The 18941-nt window shown below is 41.0% G+C and carries 14 protein-coding genes and 4 pseudogenes; 5 read left to right on the forward strand and 13 right to left on the reverse strand.

The genetic code is table 11. The features are described from left to right. Window positions 1-4 precede the first annotated feature (4 nt). The 10 genes and pseudogenes from A3775_RS14360 to A3775_RS25395 form a co-directional block, all read right to left on the reverse strand. Window positions 5-481, reverse strand: coding sequence for a NifX-associated nitrogen fixation protein (locus A3775_RS14360; protein ID WP_066380225.1), 477 nt, complete (start codon window positions 479-481; stop codon window positions 5-7). Beyond that, window positions 478-891, reverse strand: a complete 414-nt coding sequence (nifX, locus tag A3775_RS14365) for a nitrogen fixation protein NifX (protein ID WP_197480161.1) — start codon at window positions 889-891, stop codon at window positions 478-480. Before nifX ends, A3775_RS14360 begins: the two co-directional genes overlap by 4 nt. A 93-nt stretch (window positions 892-984) precedes the next feature. Further along, entirely contained in the window at window positions 985-2310 is a 1326-nt protein-coding gene (nifN, locus tag A3775_RS14370; RefSeq protein WP_066425522.1) for a nitrogenase iron-molybdenum cofactor biosynthesis protein NifN, read from the reverse strand. Then, entirely contained in the window at window positions 2310-3749 is a 1440-nt protein-coding gene (gene nifE, locus A3775_RS14375) for a nitrogenase iron-molybdenum cofactor biosynthesis protein NifE (RefSeq protein WP_066425524.1), read from the reverse strand. The genes nifN and nifE overlap by 1 nt, the downstream gene beginning before the upstream one ends. Before the next feature lie 60 nt (window positions 3750-3809). Further along, window positions 3810-4904, reverse strand: a complete 1095-nt coding sequence (locus A3775_RS14380) for an RRXRR domain-containing protein (RefSeq protein WP_066380218.1) — start codon at window positions 4902-4904, stop codon at window positions 3810-3812. Between the two features lie 490 nt (window positions 4905-5394). Next, window positions 5395-5721, reverse strand: coding sequence for a Mo-dependent nitrogenase C-terminal domain-containing protein (locus A3775_RS23640; protein WP_082803750.1), 327 nt, complete (start codon window positions 5719-5721; stop codon window positions 5395-5397). 163 nt (window positions 5722-5884) lie between these two features. Then, a pseudogene (gene nifK, locus A3775_RS14385) lies at window positions 5885-6955 on the reverse strand (nitrogenase molybdenum-iron protein subunit beta); the annotation flags it as partial. 454 nt (window positions 6956-7409) lie between these two features. Continuing rightward, window positions 7410-8834 (reverse strand): site-specific integrase, encoded by a 1425-nt coding sequence (locus A3775_RS14390; RefSeq protein WP_066425526.1) that lies wholly within the window; start codon window positions 8832-8834, stop codon window positions 7410-7412. A 134-nt stretch (window positions 8835-8968) separates the two neighbouring features. Continuing rightward, window positions 8969-9454: pseudogene (locus tag A3775_RS14395) on the reverse strand (DUF3364 domain-containing protein); the annotation flags it as partial. 204 nt (window positions 9455-9658) lie between these two features. Continuing rightward, a pseudogene (locus tag A3775_RS25395) lies at window positions 9659-9808 on the reverse strand (nitrogenase molybdenum-iron protein subunit alpha); the annotation flags it as partial. 110 nt (window positions 9809-9918) lie between these two features. Between A3775_RS25395 and A3775_RS14400 the strand changes: the two are divergent. Next, entirely contained in the window at window positions 9919-11337 is a 1419-nt protein-coding gene (locus A3775_RS14400; RefSeq protein WP_082803752.1) for a site-specific integrase, read from the forward strand. Window positions 11338-11669: 332 nt separating this feature from the next. Continuing rightward, a complete protein-coding gene (locus A3775_RS14405) occupies window positions 11670-11873 on the forward strand; it encodes a hypothetical protein (protein WP_066425528.1) in 204 nt (67 codons plus the stop codon). A 150-nt stretch (window positions 11874-12023) separates the two neighbouring features. Here the strand turns inward: A3775_RS14405 and A3775_RS14410 are convergent, their stop codons facing one another. Beyond that, on the reverse strand, window positions 12024-12575 hold the full coding sequence (locus A3775_RS14410) for an REP-associated tyrosine transposase (RefSeq protein ID WP_066425530.1): 552 nt from the start codon (window positions 12573-12575) through the stop codon (window positions 12024-12026). Window positions 12576-12893: 318 nt separating this feature from the next. Between A3775_RS14410 and A3775_RS14415 the strand changes: the two genes are divergently transcribed. Both A3775_RS14415 and A3775_RS14420 read left to right on the forward strand, forming a co-directional pair. Next, complete coding sequence (locus A3775_RS14415) at window positions 12894-13472, forward strand: hypothetical protein (protein ID WP_066425532.1); 579 nt, start codon at window positions 12894-12896, stop codon at window positions 13470-13472. Window positions 13473-13676: 204 nt separating this feature from the next. After that, a complete protein-coding gene (locus A3775_RS14420) occupies window positions 13677-14789 on the forward strand; it encodes a hypothetical protein (protein WP_066425534.1) in 1113 nt (370 codons plus the stop codon). 404 nt (window positions 14790-15193) lie between these two features. Here the strand turns inward: A3775_RS14420 and nifD are convergent, their stop codons facing one another. Both nifD and nifH read right to left on the reverse strand, forming a co-directional pair. Further along, window positions 15194-16636, reverse strand: a complete 1443-nt coding sequence (gene nifD / locus A3775_RS14425; protein WP_066425536.1) for a nitrogenase molybdenum-iron protein alpha chain — start codon at window positions 16634-16636, stop codon at window positions 15194-15196. A gap of 133 nt (window positions 16637-16769) precedes the next feature. Continuing rightward, window positions 16770-17228: pseudogene (nifH, locus tag A3775_RS14430) on the reverse strand (nitrogenase reductase); the annotation flags it as partial. 110 nt (window positions 17229-17338) lie between these two features. Here nifH and A3775_RS14435 point away from each other — a divergent pair. Next, window positions 17339-18766, forward strand: coding sequence for an integrase (locus A3775_RS14435; protein ID WP_066425538.1), 1428 nt, complete (start codon window positions 17339-17341; stop codon window positions 18764-18766). The last annotated feature ends 175 nt before the right edge of the window (window positions 18767-18941 follow it).

The following is an 18941-nucleotide window of genomic DNA, read 5'->3' on the forward strand; positions in this document are numbered from 1 at the left end:
ATTTTTACAGTTTGCTGACTTCGCGGAAGCGGTTGGCTAGGTCTAGTCCTTTGGTGACAAATTTCTCGCCTTCTTCGGCTAGTTGCTCTAGGGATTCAAAACCAAAGCGGTGTGCGTCGCGTAAGGTTTTGACGGTGAGTAATAGGCGACCGGAAAAGACTAAGGCCCAGCCAAAGCCTTCATGACTTAAATCAATTACTACTTGGGAAATTAGTCCGGTTTCTTGTTCGATTCTGGCAGCTATGGCGCGGAAAAATGACATGATTCGCGCTTGGGTGACAGGATCAACTTCACCTTCTATGGGAATTTCCCTTTTCTTTTTTTTGGGAACTATGAAGGGTTTTAGAAGTAGTTCGTCAGACCAACTGCGGAAAACTCCGTAAGTGTCTTGTCCGCGAATTTGTAATACTAAGGCTTTGAGAAATGGGGAGTTGGCAACTACATCTGTGGCGGTGTCGTTGACGCTATTTTCTGCGCTCATACTGTTGCTTCGTCTTCTAATTCATCAAGAAAGTTTTTGGTTTTGGGTTGCAATGCTTTCCGCAACCAAGGGGGAGGATTGCCTTTGAGGGTTTGAACTAATTTATTGAGGATTTCTTTAATTTCTTCTTGTTCGGAACGTGCTTTAACTGGGGTAACGCCTTTTTTGATTAATTTAGCGGCAGCAGTTCCACCAATTGCTGTGACATAAACTATGGCGCAGTCAACTAATGCGTCTAGTTTTGGTGCAACTTTATCTTCGTTGCCGTCTTGTTTTAAGTCACCTTCAAAGTTTAATGTTTCTAAAAATTGATATCCTTCTGCGTCGATTTCGTAGACATCAATTTCTCTCGCCCAGCCAAAGTGAGCATTAATATGAACGTGGTCGGTAGTTGTAAAGGCAATTTTCACTTTCATTCTCCTGCTTTTTTGGTCGTTGGGGATGGGGCATAGGGAATTGGGCATTGGTAATTTCTCCTCAATTCCCTAATTTTGAATTTTGAATTAATTTGACACCAGCCCCCATAGATGTTTCATTCGTTCTTCTTCTGCTTCGAGAAATAAGTTACCGATGCCAAATAAGACTTCCATTGAGCCGCGATAACCTACTTTTGTGAATAGACCATTACCTAATCGGTCATAGATAGGTATACCGAGGCGATAGAGAGGGATGGATAGACGTTTGGCGATCGCAGCTACGTTAGAATTACCAATCAGCAGGTCAGATCCAACTGCCAATTCTTCAAAGTCTTCTAAATCACCAATGGTAACGCTCTTGATGGGGAGTTTTTCTAAGAGGGGTGAGCGTGTGGTGGTGACGGCTGCATGAATTTGTGTCCCCATCGATTGCAGAAACCGCACTGTTGACCAGAGTAAATCCGGTTCTAATGCTAATGATACTCGCTTGGCACTAAAGTAAAAGTGCGTGTCTAACATTGCATCTTGCAGTTGACGGCGTTGACGGCGATACTTTTCGGGTACGGGGCGACTGCTCAGTATGGCTAGTGCTTGTAAAAACTCGTCTACTGGTTCTAGTCCCGTGAGTTCACTGAATACTTCGTAGGGAATGTTAAACCGTTCTTCGAGTATTTTGGCTGCACCCCGCATACTTTCACCCAAGGCGATAGTAAAGGCGGAACTACCAATTTCTTGAAGTTGTCTGATGGTTGTACCACTGGCTGTCACCGCACTGTAACCATCTTCTAGATGTCCATCGAGTGATGCGCCGATGTCAGGGACAAAGATGGGAATTAATCCAAAAGCGGTGACAATCTCTTTAATTTCTTGCAAATCCCCTGGTGTGAAGGCAGAACCAGCCAGAATTGTGACTTGTTCGCTTCTGATTGCCCCTGCTTTGGGGATTTCTTTGACTATGCTTTCGACAGCTGCGGCAAAACCATCTTGCAACGCCCCTTTAAAGTCAGGTGTGGGTGCAAAAATAACTGGGATGTGAGCGATTTCTGGATGGCGATCGCGGATATCCTTCAAAAATTTCACAATATCATCGCCTCTAGTTTCTGTGAGTCCAGTGCTACACAAACCAATAACTTCAGGATTGGACTTCTCTACTAAGGTTAGTATCGCCTGTTCGATGTTTTCTTCTCCACCCAAAATCGTAGTTACTTCCGTCATCGCTGTGGTAGCTAGGGGAATTGCTTCCCGAAAATGACGGACTAACACCACTTTGGCAAAGGCTGTACAACCTTGCGAACCGTGAAACAGAGGAATCATCCCCTTCAATCCCAAAAAAGCCAGAGATGCACCCAAAGCTTGACTTTGCTTTAGAGGATTCACTGCAACTGATTTTTCGGGAACAGTAACAACCGCCATCAGATTAACTCCTCGATAGATGCCAAAGCGCGATTTTGATTTTTTGTATATTCGTGAGCCAGTGTCCCCATATCTTCGTCCCAAGGTGCGGGCTTTCGGACTTGTTCCCAAATCGGGCTGTAGAGGGCTTCGTACAATTCCCGCGCCATTTCCAACATTCCTACATAGCCGGCGTAGGGATGATGACGTTCTTGGTTGATATCGAGGAAAGGAATCCGGGCTTTTAGGGCGGTGTATTGGTTACGACCACCGGCAATTAACATATCAGCTTGTGTATCTTTGACCAATTGCAGCAATTCTTTGGCGTTGCCCTTTTCTAACATGATGCCTTCAGTACCCAGCAATTTCTTGATTTTTCCCTTATCTTCTTCCGTACTCTTGCGGGTACTGGTAGCAACTACTTCTATACCTAAGTCTTTCGCTGCGGAGATAATTGACCAACTCTTGACACCACCTGTGTATAATACAACACGCTTACCTCTGAGGCGATCGCGATAGGGAGCGAGAGTCAAATCTAGAGCCGCCATTTCTGACGCTATCAACTCCTCTGTGCGTGCTTGTAAATCCGGGTCGCCCAATTGAGCCGCAATATTCCGCAGACACCGATTCATATCATCGATGCCATAAAAAGATTCTTCAATGTAGGGGATGCCGTATTTTTCCTCCATCTTTTTCGCCATATTGAGCAACGCCCGCGAACAAATCATGACGTTCAGCTTGGCGCGGTGAGCATAGCGGATTTCCTCAAATCGAGCATCGCCTGTAATTTTCGACAGGACACGAATACCCAATTTTTCTAGTAACGGCAGGACTCCCCACATTTCTCCGGCGATGTTATACTCGCCAATTAAGTTTATATCATAGGGGGTGGTAAACTCCGGTTCTGCTGTCCCGACAACATAATCTAATAAAGCTTCACCGCCGAAACGGTTGCCTAAGTTCTTACTACCAATGAAGCCAGGAGCAAATACAGGGATAACTGGAGTATTAATTTTTGCTGCCGCCGCCTTGCACACAGCATTCATATCGTCACCAATCAAGGCTGTTACACAAGTAGCGTAGACAAATACCGCAGAGGGTTTGTAGCGTTTGTGAATTTCTAGAATTGCCTTATAGAGTTTCTTCTCACCACCGAAGATGACATCATTTTCTGACATATCGGTAGTGAAGCCCATTTTATAGAGTTGGGGGCCTGAAGAGAGACTACCACGACTACCCCAAGAATTACCAGCACAGGCGATCGGCCCGTGAACCAAATGAGCCGCATCGGCAATAGGTACTAAAGCAATCATCGCCCCGTCAAAAGCACAGCCACCTTGAGCCGCACCCGGTTGTGCTTGTTGTGTACAAGACTTATTCTTCTTTGCACCGTGTTTCTGTTGATTATGCTCGCATCCCGGCTGATTCAGCAGTTCGTTGATTTTGCCTTGGGTGTTCATCGCAAAAATGGGTTTGAAACCCCGTCCTTTAGCGAAGCAAAGGACGGCTTTACATATCTTCTAGGCAACAATTAACCCGTTGGAACGACGAATCAATTGCACTTTGCTAGAAGCAATCTGCCCTAACCGTTTCCAGTTAGCATCGCTGACAGATATCTGTTTTTCAGTGTCACCACTGACATAACCAATTCCCTTGGGCGAATGAACCAAATCACCCTTACGTAATCCGTGGCGAGTTGTAGAACCACCGTATTGACGACGTACCCCACCCTTTGCAGGAAGCATCAGGTGAAGTTGACGGCGAGATAATGGTGGTCTACGAACACAAGTGAATACAGCAGGTGTAATCACAACATCGCCAAACCAATCAGCACCATCAATCTTTGTCGTGTGATACTGTCGGTACTCCACAAAAGCTGTTGCTGCAATAGCCACACCATCAACCGCATGAGTATTAAACTCAGGCTTGGATTTGTCTACCTTATTCTTGGTTAGCCCCAAGTGTTTGCGAATTGATGCAGTTTGATAGCCTTCAACTTTAACAACTGGTGCAAACTGTTCTAGCTGACTTAACATCCATTTTTGTCCGACCATTACAGGTGAAAAGTCTTTACCTGACTTTGCTTTTTTGCGTCCACTGGTGAGGTCTACATCAGCCCGAACATACTCGTAGCGTATTTCTGAGACTGGGTAAATTTTGCATAACTCAGAAACTATTCTCAGTTCCAATTGACGATTAGCCCGGATTGACGGCGCAAGTTTACCTTGACGGCAATTATCAAAACGTTTCTGGCGATGTGCGCGTTTTGAAAACACAACCTTGTGGTTAACTCTCCTACTCCGACGACTACGCCGCATTAATCGCCTTGCATCCATCCGGTTACGCACTGTCTGAAACGGCAAAATCAGATGTGCTGTATAAAGAGTCAACTTAGCTCCTTGAACACCAATTCCAGAGAACTTCTTGCCAGGGTCAATCCCAATGACAATATCTTGGGTTGCTCGTCCAGATGGCTCGCCAGTCAGTTGAACATAAAATTGTCCCCCGTCCGACCAGCGTTTTACTGCTTTACCCGATGCTATCCACTTCCTTGCTCGTGCAGGTGTTGTGGGCATCAGTGGTTGGTGGTTTTGATCTACTACAGGTACTCGCATTTTTTGGTATAACCCATAAATGTTTAAGTCCCTTCCCGCAACACAGCTAAGATGTCTTGGCTTTACTCAACTCCTGAACCAATCAGGATTACAGAGGGCTAAACTAGGGAAGTATTTAGCCGTGTGTACCAAACCGTGTCTCAATGCGGTATTCACTTCTTGCGTTGCCTAAATTGGTTTAGGCAATCCCCGCCCTAAAAGTGCAGGGTTAGTGAACTCTCTTCTCGCGCTAGATCGACATTTTTAATTTTAAGTTATCAGTCATCAGCAATTAGTTAATAGCTATCAACTTATATACTGATGACCGTTCTTCATAAACTTCTTGCAAAAATCTTCTTTAAACCACATACACCAACTCATCTATCGGCGTATATTCGCACGGCGGTTAAATTTTCATAAACTAGACTTTTGCAAGAAAGGCCGCGATGTAATTAGGTAACATAAACAGCAAGAGGAATTCTTTTCCCTAGCCGCTTCTAGCCTTTAGTTTCTAGCAAATGTACTTAGTGACATCTTCTCCACATTCATCAGTTAGATAAGATAAAGCGCGAAAACGCAATCCTACAAAGTCGTCATACAGAGGATTGAGTTTACACAATGCTGGAATATGGAAAGTCCGCCCAAATAAATTAATATTTCGCTCAAAGGGACAACAGCAAGGTATAACCTGACAGATGAGATGAGCGAAACGAGCATTGTTAACTGGAATATGATTAACCCAACGACGCAAAGGATGGAGAACATCAAATGCGCCGGGTTGTTTATAATTGGGTGGATGGAAATTAGGATGATGATGGTGAGTGTGAGTTGTGGACATACTAGATTCCTGAGATGAATAGAGTCAATTGGCATTGGTAAGGAAAAGGAGAAAGGAGGAAGGAGGAAGTAGGAAGGGGAAAAGGTGGAGAGGAATTTATCTCTTTTACCTTTTCCCTAAAATCTAACCCTTAGTCTCTAACTCCTAGCCCCCCTCGCAATTTCTAGCGAATCAAGTCGAAGGAGATATCGGTCTTACCGGTGATGTTGGAGTTGCGATCCAATTCATCTAGAATTGTGTTAACAACCCAGTTGAGGATGTTTAGACCACCTTGGTAGCCGAGGGTAGCGTAGCGGTGTAAGTGATGGCGATCGAAGATAGGATAACCAATGCGTACCATTGGGATCTTAGTGTCGCGCCACAGGTACTTACCGTAGGAGTTACCAACGAAGAAGTCTACAGGCTCGGTGAACAACAAGCTACGGAAGTGCCACAAGTCTTTTTGAATCCAAACTTTAGCTTCTTTACCGAAGGGGCTAGCGGCGAGGATAGCTTCCATTTCTTTCTTGAAGGCCTCATCGCCATTGTTGCAGAGGATGTGTACAGGTTCAGCACCCATCTCTAACAAGAAGCTGGTGACGGAGATGATCAAATCGGGATCGCCGTAGATAGCGAACTTCTTACCATGAATCCAAGCGTAGGAGTCGGTGATAGCATCAACCAAACGACCGCGTTCAATTTCCAATTCTTCAGGAATGGGCTTACCGGTCAATTCAGAGATAGCAGTCAAGAACTCGTCAGTACCCTTAACACCGAAGGGACGCAGAACTTTTGTTTCTTGGTTCCACTTGGTTTCGATGTATTCGCGGGTCTTGGGTGTGGTGTAAGCTTGAAGAGCAACTGTAGCTTTAGCGTTGATAGAATCAGCAGCATCTTCCAACTTAGTACCACCTGGGTACATTTCGTATTCACCGGTGTTGGGTGAATCAAAGTAGTCGCTGGTATCAGACAGAATGGTGTAGTCAACACCCATTACACCCATCATCCGCTTCAATTCGCGGTTGTTACCTACATAGGTATCAAAACCAGGAATGAAGTTGATTTTGCCGTTGCTGGTAGCTTTCTTCTTACCTTCTGTCAGGTTAGACAGAATACCCCGCATCATGTTGTCGTAGCCAGTGGTGTGAGAACCTACGAAACTGGGGGTGTGAGCGAAGGGAACGGGGAAATCTTGAGGAATAGAACCAGCATTTCTAGAGTTGGTGATGAACGCGCCTAAGTCGTCACCAAATACATAATTAATGCGCTCACAGACTTGCTCTACAGGGGTTTTATTATCTTGCTGGCTGGCGTTGCTTAGTTTTTACTTAACTCTTTGAAATCTCCCCTTAATTTTTCAAGCAAAAAAGTAAATTTATTTCTTAGTTTTTGGTTAAATCTGGAGATATTTTCTACTGCAAAATAATATATTAACTATAACGGTTAAAATAACTTCTTTTCTTCCATATTTACCGGAATAAGCTAACTAATTACTTATATAAAGTTATACATTTTACACCCATGAACAGTCAAAAAAGTTTAGTTTTTTCATAAAATAAGGTTGAATTTAAAAACGGTATCTAATGTACTTACTTTGTTATATTTTAGTGGTAATATTTGATAATTTTTAATCATCTACACAAAGATGTCATGCACAACATTACAAAAAAAAGGGGGCTAACTACCCCTTCTAGCGTAATGCAATTGATTTAGTTAGATAGAGCTTGCTTTATTTGGTGTTCTGTCAACATTAACATTAATTTTTCTAGTTCACTTTTGAGTCTTGCTACTTCGGTTTTTAACATGATATTTTCTTCTTTTAGTTCATCCATTTCATCCTTTTTATTTACCGCTTGTTTAATCGCTTGCTTTCTATGTTCGATACTAAACCATTTTTGGTAAGTGTCTGTGTGTTGCTCTATTGTATGCCCTAAATTATCAGCCGCAGCTTTCAGAGGTACACCCATTAAATGCGCTCGAATTGCCCAAGCATGACGCAAATCGTAAGGACGGAATCCGACTTTTACTTTTTGAAACCAATCAGATATAGCTTGAACTAAGGTATTCCTACCCTGTAAATCACATCTACCATTAATGTATTTTTCGACTAAATTAATAATTTCAGGGTTTCGTAATTCAAATAATTCCACCCAATTTTCATGTAATGGGATGACTTCTCTAAAACCTGTTTTACATTCCCCGTAAACTTTCCATCTAAAATCGGTATTATCTTGACTTAGCCAATACTTGAAATCTGGATTTAAAATTACCTCATGCGGTCGGCATCCATAAGCAGCAATCATGCCATAAATCCATCTAAACACTAACCAATTATCTGCTTGTTCCTTTCTTTTATTTCGTCGGTTTTTAGCGTATTCTTCCCATTTTAAAAAACTTGTTTCAATGTCTGTATCGCTTGGGATGTCACGCCGTTCTGTTTGAGGTCTTTGGAACTTTACTTTTAAAGGAATATCAAAAGTTTTAGTAAATAAGTTTAAGGTGATCGCAGTCCTGTGCTTCCATTGTCCTATATCATTAGGTATGGCATCAAATTGTTTTTTTAAATTTTCTGGAGTTGCCAGCATTTCCCTATCAAACTGCTTCAGCACTTTCATGTAATTTGCAAAAGTACCTTCTGAGCCGATATTCCTTTGTCTTTCTGAAAAATACAATCCTTCATATTGCTCTAATAGTTCTCCAAAAGTTTTGTTTTCTTTATCCTGTTTTTTACCTAAATACTTATCAGTCCATTCAAAAGTTTGACGAGCAATTAATTTACTCAGTTCGTGAGCTTCTTCTGTCGCAGTTTTCAGCCCGTGTAGATTAGCAGGAATTCCTAACGATATTTTATATTGCTTTTTTCCCTTACCTGTTTTGTCAATATCTCCTGGTTTTAATGGCAGCGTTGCCTGTAACTGAAGCGCGTTCCCGGTTCTGATAATACTTACCCGTGCTTTGTCAGCTTTCAATCTAGTGTTAGCTTCCTCAAGCTTCAGTTTAAGCTGTTCTTCACTCTTGGCTGTTTGTTTGAGTACGTGCTTCATAGTTCCCATGTATGTCCCGTCTGTAGTGGCTTTAAATTCTTTATCGACGGTAGAAGCGTTGTAATCCCTGTGCAGTCTAGTTTTTGGCATTGCTTAGTTTTTGCTTAAATATCATGAAACAACCTCAGCCAAAATACATCTGTTCAGGAGAAGCAGTTTAGCTGTGGCTCTTGCAACTAGGTATTTCGGTGGTTTTAAGATACCATGATTCATCTCTGATAACCCAATTTTTCACCAATAACCTCAGCCATACAGGTGGTGCAAACAGCAATCATCTTAGGCTTGTAGAGTTGGTAAGCAACTTGCATACCTTCAATCATGTTGTTCAAGCCACCGAATACTGCTGCGTCTTCTGTCATAGAAGAAGACACTGCGGAGCAAGGCTCTTTGTAGTGACGGCTGAGGTGGGTACGGAAGTAAGCAACGCAACCTTGAGAACCTTGAACGAAGGGAAGAGTACCTTCAAAACCCAAAGCAGCGAACATCGCGCCTACGGGTTGGCAACCTTTAGCGGGGTTAACGGTTAAAGCTTCACGAGCGAAGTTCTTTTCCCGGTATTCCCAAGTTTTTGTCCACTCAGAAACTCTTTCAACTTCTTCAGCAGAGTGTGCGCCTTCAAAGTTCTTTCTCTTGTTTTCAAATAGCTCGGTGTATTCTGGCTGTTTGAATAGATCAACGTGGTCTACAATTTTTTCAGGATTCTGTGGCATTTGTCTATCTCTCTACGCTTGCTGGTTGGTTTGTAAGTGATGAGTTGAATAGCCTGGGGGAGTAATTCCCCCTGAAGGGAGTGGCGAGTGATGAATCATGAATAATGAATGAAAGTATTCATCCAGCATTCAGCATTCACCATTCCTCCCTCGTTTCCTGGGGCGCAAACACCCCAGGCTATCCGTTTATTTCCCTGGAATTAATTAGGCTGCAACTTTAGCCTTTGCAGAAGCTTTCTTCCAAGGTGCGCCAATCAAGTCCCAAGTGGGGCTGTTGAGGGCGAGATCCATATCACGGGCGAAGATAGCGAATCCGTCGTAACCGTGATAAGGGCCGGAGTAATTCTTTTTATGGTTTAATAGCTTTAAACGGCTTATTGTTTACGGTAAGCAGTGTTAGTCATGAACATTGTTTGCTGAGAACACATTAATTTTTAGGCTAAATATAGGCTAATACCACAGCGATGCAAAATCAGGGTCAAGACAAATATCAACTAGCCTTTGCAGACTTAGAGCCTCTTTCATCTACCGACGGCAGTTTTCTCGGCTCAAGTCTGCAAGCACAGCAGCAAAGAGAGTTTATGAAAGCAAAGGTATTACAAGAATTAGAAAAGGTAAATCTGCGTTTGAAGTCTGCAAAGACCAAAGTCACAATTAGGGAATCACACGGAAGTCTGCAATTAAGGGCGACATTACCCATTAAACCAGGGGATAAGGACAGCAGAGGAACTGGGAGAAAGCAATACAATCTCAGTTTGAATATTCCTGCTAACTTGGATGGACTGAAAACGGCTGAGGAAGAAGCTTATGAATTAGGTAAATTAATCGCTCGTAAAACCTTTGAATGGAATGATAAATATTTAAGCAAGGAAGCTACTAAAAAAGATGTGATAACCATAGGTGAGTTACTGGAAAAATTTGAAGAAGAATATTTTAAAACTCATAAACGCACAACCAAAAGCGAACATACTTTTTTTTATTATTTTTCTCGGACTCAGCGATATACCAATTCTCAAGATTTAGCAACTGCGGAAAATTTCATCAGTTCCATTCAACAAATCGATAAAGAATGGGCTAGATATAATGCAGTCAGAGCAATATCGGCGTTTTGTCAGACATTCAACATCGATATTGATTTATCTCAATATTCCAAAATGCCTGAGCGCAATTCTCGGAATATACCAACCGATGCGGAAATAACTACAGGAATTAGCAAATTTGAAGAGTATTTAAATATCAGAGGTAATCAAGTTAATCAAGATGTTAAAGATAGCTGGCAGCTTTGGCGGTGGACGTATGGAATGTTAGCAGTTTTTGGTTTACGCCCAAGGGAAATTTTTATTAACCCTGATATTGATTGGTGGTTAAGTTCAGATAATTTAGATTTTACATGGAAGGTGCATAAAGACTGTAAAACTGGTGAAAGGCAAGCATTACCTTTACATAAAGAATGGATTGATCAGTTTGATTTAAGAAATCCTAAGTATTTAGAAATGCTGGCGACAGCAATTAGTAAAAAAGATAAGAATAATCATGCGGAGATAACAGCATTAACACAAAGAGTTAGTTGGTGGTTTCGCAAAATCGGGTTAGATTTTAAGCCTTATGATTTGCGTCATGCTTGGGCAATTCGAGCGCATATTTTAGGAATTCCCATCAAAGCGGCGGCGGATAATTTAGGGCATAGTGTGCAAGTTCACACCCAGACTTATCAGCGTTGGTTTTCCCTAGATATGCGGAAGTTGGCAATTAATCAGGCTTTGACTAAGAGGAATGAGATTGAGTTAATTAAGGAGGAGAATGCTAAGTTGAGGATGGAGAATGAAAGGTTGAAGTTGGAGATTGAGAAGTTAAAGATGGAGTTTGTTTATAAACAGAGTTGAATAGGCTAAAAAAATTGATCTGGTGTGTTGTACTGTTAAACAACATATCTAGATTGTTCATTACTTCCACTATTACATCAAATTAAGTAATATTACGATGTTAATTTACCTAGAAAGCAAGTATTGTAAATCAGCTTGAGTACAGTATTTCATCATGAATATGAATTAACACTGACGCACCCTTGATTTTCGTTGTTACGTATATATACTAATAAAATATAGCTATTCTATAAACAAAAAAACACATAAACTTTAATGATTGGATATTGTATATTTTAATTTTTCTAGATACATTTAAAGAGTATTGTTCACGTCACTAAACTTTATTAATCATGGCAGAACCATTAACTACCCTTGCAACAGGAGTTGTTGTAACGTTTGGGGCAGCAGCAGTTACAGCAGCAGGCGAAAAATTTGGAGAGTATGTAGCTGAACAAGCAATTGAAGCTTGGGAAGAAGGGTGGGAGAGACATGACGAAGCTGTTAGTAATTTGTTGGGATCTCCTAATGATGAGCTAGAAGGGGCAGAAGCATAATAATTCATCCGATCATCTAAGACAAAACAGAGTATAGAGGTTTCTGTACTCTGTTTTGTTGTTGTCAGCAAGCAAGTAGGGTGCGTCAGCTTGAGTGAGTTATTTCATCACAAAAATGAATTAATGCTGACGCACCCTACAAAATATGGGTTATTCCCTGCCAATATTGTCAGGTATATTTGGTACTTGAACACTTCCCCAATCTTCTGGATAAATTCCTTGTTTAACAAAACGGTGAAAACTTGAATATTTCCATTCTTTGGGAGATTGGCATAAACCATGCTTGACAGGATTATAATGAACATAATCACAATGGTTAGCAAAGTCTTTTTCATCTCTAATTAAATGTTCCCAATATCGCCTTTGCCATAAATTACTTTCTTGGCGTTTTTGGCGCGATTGACTAATTTCTGCTATTATGCCTAATTTTTCTGCACAACTATAGGTAACAAAGCTTTTAATTAATCGCCAACGGATGGCATAATTACTATCATTTTCCGGTAAAGTCCAGATACAATGAATATGCTCTGGTAAAAGAGCGATCGCCTCAAGAGAAAAAGGATAAAGTTGCTGAACTCTCCTAATAGATTTGCGAAGGTTTTCTCGCCCTATCTCACTACATAACCAAGGTATTCTTTGATAAGTCACCTGGGTAAAAAAGAAAGTACCTCCAGACGCTAAAACTCGGCGATAATTAGACATACTTCAGTATGATTTCATATTTAGCGCAAAAATTTTGACTGTACTGATACACACTAATACTACACTAAAGTAATGTAGGGTGCGTCAGCGTTAATTCATTTTCATGATGAAATAGTGTACCCAAGCTGACACACCCTACAGAATAATTTCATGGTAAAAGAGCGTTAGTGTAGGTATCGCCTCCACAGAACAAGGATAAAGTCCCATAAGTAAAAAGCAAGTATATCCACAGGCGATCGCAACAAAATAATAGGATTTGATAATATTAATGGAGTGGGCGATCGCTTATCGCCAAAACCGCAGATTTGCAAAAACACTATGGCAAAGCGTAAGAAAAACAATCTCCAGTGGATTAAAGAAACGCTTGAACTCAAGCCTGACCATCGTTGGGAAGCACCATCAGGCTATAAAATCTTTGTAGCAGATCGGGGGGCTGTGCGCTTCAATGTTCCCCAGAATTGGTTTTTTGAGCCACAAGAAAAATCATTCAAGTTCAGTGATAGAAAACCACCTGATGATGATTGCTGTCTAGAAGTATCTTTCAATCGTCTACCGCCTCGTGACTGGAGTCTATTTCCCCTAAAATCTACCTTAAAGAAAGTGGTAGAAGATGATGGTCGCAACGTCATAGAGAAAGGGGAAATCATTACTGAAAAACGCCAAACCGCCCGAATTGTCTGGACAGAAATTAAGTTTATCGACACTCAGGAAGAAGCACGGGAAGCATTTTCCCGGATTTGCATAGGTTTGGGTTCAAATGTGCAATGCTTGATTACATTCGATTATTGGGCTGATCAAGCCGAACAACTCACACCCGTTTGGGATGAAGTGATGCGTAGTCTCACACTAGGGTTATATATCCGCGATCCAAGTACGGGTTTGGCTTATCCAGATTAAGGCATAATATAAAATTAAAAGTAAGTCTTTAGTTCAGTTGTAATTAGGTATTGGAGAGATTGAGGTTAATAAATTTCCTTGCACAAGGTAAAATATAAGGCTTAATTCCATTCGGTATCAACATTGTCTAGCAGTGCAGTATGGGGAAGTTATAGCTGTAAAAGTTTCATGAAAATCACTATCTAGCAATTTGGAGCTATTGAAATGGTAGAAGAATCTAATAAACCAAGTTATCCAAGAAAAGTTATTATTAACATTCCATCTGAACATACCGAACTACAACCTACAAACCCAGAATTCAGCAATTATCGGAGTTTTGCCAAATACTGTTATTTATATGATCCATTAGTTGATACTAAAACAGTAACAGCATTCGATGAAGCTACTTTTGAATATCAGGAAAGATGGCATCGTAGAGGGTTCATTTACCTGAACGAATATGTCACACGTTACCCACTGCAATACTATTATAGTTGTCTTGCATATCATAGAGAACAGCTACTTCCAGGTAAAGCTTTAAAATTAGTAGAAAATTTTCAGAAAAAAACTGCATCCTATGAAGAAGATAACCGAAATAGGTGCAGACTTCTGAATGAACTGGATAGAAATATTAATCAGACATTTATCCTGAAACAGTACATTTACTACAGATGTAACAATGGTCAAGATGGCTGGAGTATCTTTTTACGATCACCAAATGTGAAGGTTGAGTCAGACAGACCCTTTATTATTGGTAAAGGGAAAACTTTGCAAGAGGCTGATACCGATTTTAATCAAATGAAGGCTCGAAACTTTACGAAGATTACTAATATTGACAATATTCTAAAATTTTTAGGAGAAAATAATGTTCCCGTGAATGCGAAAGAAATGATTGATGTGTGTGTTACATTTGATTCAAAAATATACAAATCAAATGTAATACATCAAAATCATGGTCGTAAAATAACAGCTACACTAGCTGCGCGATATACTTTCCAATGTAGTTCAGAAGAAACTACCTTTTGCCTGGATGTAAATTTATATTCACAAAACATCAATTGGAAAGTTACTAAATACTTAAATCTTGATGATCAAAGTTCTCTTATTAGCAAGTTATCAATAGAAGCTTCTGCAACCACTATTAAAGAAGCTTATTACACTTGTATCAAAAAATCAAAAGAACTTCAAGAAGATAATGATGCTTTAAACAAAGCTATTCATGAAGCCGAACAGCTAGAGTTGAAATTGATAGAAGAAGATATGATTCGTGATGGTGAAGATACCTTTAATTGGCTGGTTTCAGAATTTGGTGATGACATAATTCCAGATAGAGGTTAGCGTATAGTAAGCAAGTAGCAAGTAGGGTGCGTCAGCTTGAGTAGACTATTTCATCATGAAAATTAATTAATGCTGACGCACCCTACAGAACTTTGGCAACTTAGTATAAGTTTATCTACGGTCGCTGAACTCTATCGTCAAGTCTGTTTAGGTTGAACATACCACAGGTCGATTACTTCTGCTTATGGCGATCGCATCCCCTACTGTTAAATGAAGCGATATCTGCGACAATGCTGCACCAACGCCTCATGTTAATCTAAAAAAATATCAATTAAAATAGTTTTTTAATTTACAATTTTCCGCTAACCAAAATTTAAGCAAAACCCAAAAACCAGACCCCATAAGAGTTATATTATCTAAAACCGCAAAAATAAATTGTTCCCAGATAACCCTAAAACCTACATTTAAGCTAAAAATAGACTCATTTTTCTCCCCCTACCAAAAAACCTTACCTTACCTGACATTTGCACCCTGTCACCAAGTTCGGAGTAATCCCAAGAGTGCATTTGACGGAAGGGAAGACCCATCTTTTGGAAGACGTACTTCTCTTTAATACCAGAAGCGATTAAATCAGGCTTCTTAGCTTTAACGAATTCCTCGAATTCGTAAGCGGTAACGTCATCATAAATGATGGTGGCGTTATCGATGTAGTGGGTGGTACGTTTGTAGTCGTCGTTGTGAGCAAACTCGTAACCAGTACCAAGAACTTTGATACCCAAGTCTTCAAAAGCGGGAACAACGTGACGAGGACGTAGACCACCTACGTACAACATTACGGTGTTGCCTTCGAGACGAGGACGGTACTTCTCAACCACGGCGTTCATGATTGGAGTGTACTTAGCAATTACCTTCTCGGCGTTTTCTTGAATCTTAGAGTCAAATTTAGCAGCGACTTGACGTAAAGATTCAGCAATCTTGGTGGGGCCGAAGAAGTTGAACTCCATCCAAGGCATACCATAAGCTTCTTCCAAGCTACGGCAGATGTAGTTCATAGAACGGTAGCAGTGGATCAGAACCAACTTAGCAGCAGGCCCTTGGATCAACTCGTTGAGAGTACCGTCACCAGACCACTGAGCAACAACACGTAAGCCGATTTCTTCCAACAGCATCCGGCTAGCCCAAGCGTCACCACCGATATTGTAGTCACCAATTAATGCTACATCATAGGGGCTTGGCTCGAAGTCAATTTTGTTTTCCTTCTTAGCCTTGTCAAAGTGAGGGAAGATCCAGTCACGGATAGCGTCGTTAGCAATGTGGTGACCTAAAGATTGGGATACACCACGGAAACCTTCGCAACGCAGGGGGATAACTGGCTTACCAATTTGTTTAGAAGCTTTCTTAGCAACAGCTTCGATGTCATCCCCGATTAGACCGATGGGACATTCAGATTGAATGGAAATACCACGGTTGAGAGGGAAAAGAACGTCGATTTCTTCGATCAGTTTAGTTAGTTTTTTGTCACCACCAAAAACGATGTCGCGTTCTTGGAAGTCGGAAGTGAAGTGCATGGTACCGAAAGAGTCGATACCAGTTGAACCTACATAGTAGTTACGACGACCAGACCAAGACCAGTAACCGCAACCTACAGGCCCGTGGCTGATGTGGATCATGTCCTTAATAGGACCCCAAACCACACCCTTAGAACCTGCGTAAGCACAACCACGAGCGGTCATTACACCAGGAACGGATTTGATGTTAGACTTAACGCCGCAGTCAGACTTACCTTCTTCGTGTACATTCAGGTGTTTTTCGCGTTTTTTGCGAGATTTTTCGGGATAAGCTTTCAGAACGTCTTGGATGAGTTCCTTATGTTCTTCTACAAGATTCTTGTTTTCTGGAGGTGTCATAGTCTGCCTCAGTGACTTTTACGAATGGAAAATAAAAGGATATAGGGAGAGGGGAGAGGGATGGGAAGGGAGAGTGGGAAGGGGAATTACTTCCTCAACTTCCTTTCTCCATGTCTCCTAATTACGGTATGACCTATTTAGCAGCTGCGGGCTTACCAATGACATCAGCGTGCTTGGTATCGTCATCAAGGATACCGTATTCGATCAACAGGGCTTCCAATTCATCCATTTCCAATGGAGTAGGAATGGTGAGTTTTTGGTTGTTGATGATCTTCTTAGCTAATGCGCGGTATTCGTGAGCTTGGTTGCTGTCAGGAGCGTACTCGTTAACGGTCATACGACGCAATTCTGCGTGTTGAACGATGTTGTCACGAGGTACGAAGTGAATCATTTGGGTGTTCAAACGTTCAGCCAAGTTTTCGATCAATTCAGCTTCACGGTCAACTTTACGGCTGTTACAGATCAAACCACCCAAGCGTACACCACCGGAGTGAGCATATTTCAAAATACCGCGAGCGATGTTGTTTGCAGCGTACATCGCCATCATTTCACCAGAGGTAACGATGTAGATTTCTTGTGCTTTACCTTCACGAAAAAGAGCAATAATATTATTATTTTAACCTATAAATGTTCAATTTAAACAATGTTTGCTGTCATCATTGTCAATGATGAACAGTATTTTTATTAGGGTAAATCTAGGGTATGAACAGAACACAGGAAGCATTTGCCGATTTTCAAGCAACAGCCATCACCGATGGAGGATATTTAGGCAGAATGCAAGCAGTAATAGAGCAACAAAATCACTTGGCGGCAAAATTAGAGGCGGAATTAAAGGCGGTAAATGCTAGACTGAAGGCGGCGAGGGTAAGTGTTTCTGTAAGGAAATCTGGTAATTCGCTGCAACTGAGAAGTACCCTACCCATTAAACCAGGAGATATTGATAAAAAAGGTATAGGAACGAAACAATATGATGTTTCTTTGGGTATACCGTTTAATTTTGATGGTTTAACTACGGCGGAAGAAGAAGCTTATGAGTTAGGTAGATTGATTGCAAGAAAACAGTTTCAATGGACTGATAAATATCTAGGCAAAACTCGCCATAAAGTTAAAGCAAAAACTATTGGTGATTTGATTGCAGATTTCGAGCGCAATTATTTCCAAACTAGAAAACTTACTCTGAAGAGTGAGAACACTTTTAATAGTTATCTGTATATTGCTCAAACACACTTACCGCAGGATAAACCAGCAACAAATGTTAATTTTATTGAAGCTGTGCAAGGTTGTACTTCCTCAGATAGTGTAAAAAATGAGTTAATTAAAGTGATTCGGGTATTGTGTAAATGTTCTGGGTTAGAAGTCCCAGAGCTTAGTAATTTAAAAATCAAACCTAGTGCTACACGTAAGCGTGATATACCGACTGATGCAGAGATAGAGCAGGAATATCTCAAGTTTGAGACTTACGCCCTCAACCGTCCTAGTAAATTGCTCACCAGGGAAGATAGGAATAATTGGAAACTTTGGCGTTGGGTATATGGGATGTTAGCTACCTATGGATTACGACCAAGAGAAATTTTTGTCAATCCTGATTTAGATTGGTGGTTATCATCAGATAATACTATGAATACTTGGCGTGTGAACGAAGAATGTAAAACAGGTGAAAGGGAAGCTTTACCATTATATCCGCGCTGGGTGGAGATTTTTAATTTAAAAACTGATACGGAAGCGATTGAGTTATTAAAGGCGAAGATAAAAAATAAGATTTCCAGTAAACAAATTAATTCGGCTCGACATGGTACAGACCGATGGTTTAGATTTGTCGGGATTCCTTTTCAACCTTATGATTTACGTCATGCTTGGGCTATTAGAGCGCATTTAATGGGGATTCCTATTAAAGCTGCTGCTGATAATTTGGGTCATTCGGTGAATATGCACACATCCATTTATCAAAAATGGTTTAGTTTGGAAAATCGCAAGGTTGCTATTGAACAAGCTATTAAGAAAAAGTCTAAGGTGCAAGAGTTGCAAGAAATGGTAATTGCGCTACAGCAGGAAAATGAGCAATTGAGAAGAGAAAATGAGAGGTTGCGGTTACAGATAGAAAATCAAGGAGTGATACCCATGATGAATTAAGCAAAGGTTCTGGCGGTGCTGATTAAGAATATGAATTTATCTCACGCAGAGACGAGCCAGTGCGTTGGGCGGCTTCGCCGACTTGTAGCAACTGGCGTGCAGAGGCGCAGAGAGAGAGTAAGATTTTGTAGAAGCAAAAATTAAAATTTTATGCTTCAATTCAGCAACGCCAAAT

The organism is Anabaena sp. 4-3, from assembly GCF_001597745.1.
Classification (GTDB): Bacteria; Cyanobacteriota; Cyanobacteriia; order Cyanobacteriales; family Nostocaceae; genus Trichormus.

What these genes read in the sequence shown, in the direction of transcription:
- A3775_RS14360 (WP_066380225.1), bottom strand. Translation starts at nt 481, where the DNA reads ATGAGCGCAGAAAATAGCGTCAACGACACCGCCACAGATGTAGTTGCC.
- nifN (WP_066425522.1), bottom strand. Translation starts at nt 2,310, where the DNA reads ATGGCGGTTGTTACTGTTCCCGAAAAATCAGTTGCAGTGAATCCTCTA.
- nifE (WP_066425524.1), bottom strand. Translation starts at nt 3,749, where the DNA reads ATGAACACCCAAGGCAAAATCAACGAACTGCTGAATCAGCCGGGATGC.
- A3775_RS14380 (WP_066380218.1), bottom strand. Translation starts at nt 4,904, where the DNA reads ATGCGAGTACCTGTAGTAGATCAAAACCACCAACCACTGATGCCCACA.
- A3775_RS23640 (WP_082803750.1), bottom strand. Translation starts at nt 5,721, where the DNA reads ATGTCCACAACTCACACTCACCATCATCATCCTAATTTCCATCCACCC.
- A3775_RS14390 (WP_066425526.1), bottom strand. Translation starts at nt 8,834, where the DNA reads ATGCCAAAAACTAGACTGCACAGGGATTACAACGCTTCTACCGTCGAT.
- A3775_RS14400 (WP_082803752.1), top strand. Translation starts at nt 9,919, where the DNA reads ATGCAAAATCAGGGTCAAGACAAATATCAACTAGCCTTTGCAGACTTA.
- A3775_RS14405 (WP_066425528.1), top strand. Translation starts at nt 11,670, where the DNA reads ATGGCAGAACCATTAACTACCCTTGCAACAGGAGTTGTTGTAACGTTT.
- A3775_RS14410 (WP_066425530.1), bottom strand. Translation starts at nt 12,575, where the DNA reads ATGTCTAATTATCGCCGAGTTTTAGCGTCTGGAGGTACTTTCTTTTTT.
- A3775_RS14415 (WP_066425532.1), top strand. Translation starts at nt 12,894, where the DNA reads ATGGCAAAGCGTAAGAAAAACAATCTCCAGTGGATTAAAGAAACGCTT.
- A3775_RS14420 (WP_066425534.1), top strand. Translation starts at nt 13,677, where the DNA reads ATGGTAGAAGAATCTAATAAACCAAGTTATCCAAGAAAAGTTATTATT.
- nifD (WP_066425536.1), bottom strand. Translation starts at nt 16,636, where the DNA reads ATGACACCTCCAGAAAACAAGAATCTTGTAGAAGAACATAAGGAACTC.
- A3775_RS14435 (WP_066425538.1), top strand. Translation starts at nt 17,339, where the DNA reads ATGAACAGAACACAGGAAGCATTTGCCGATTTTCAAGCAACAGCCATC.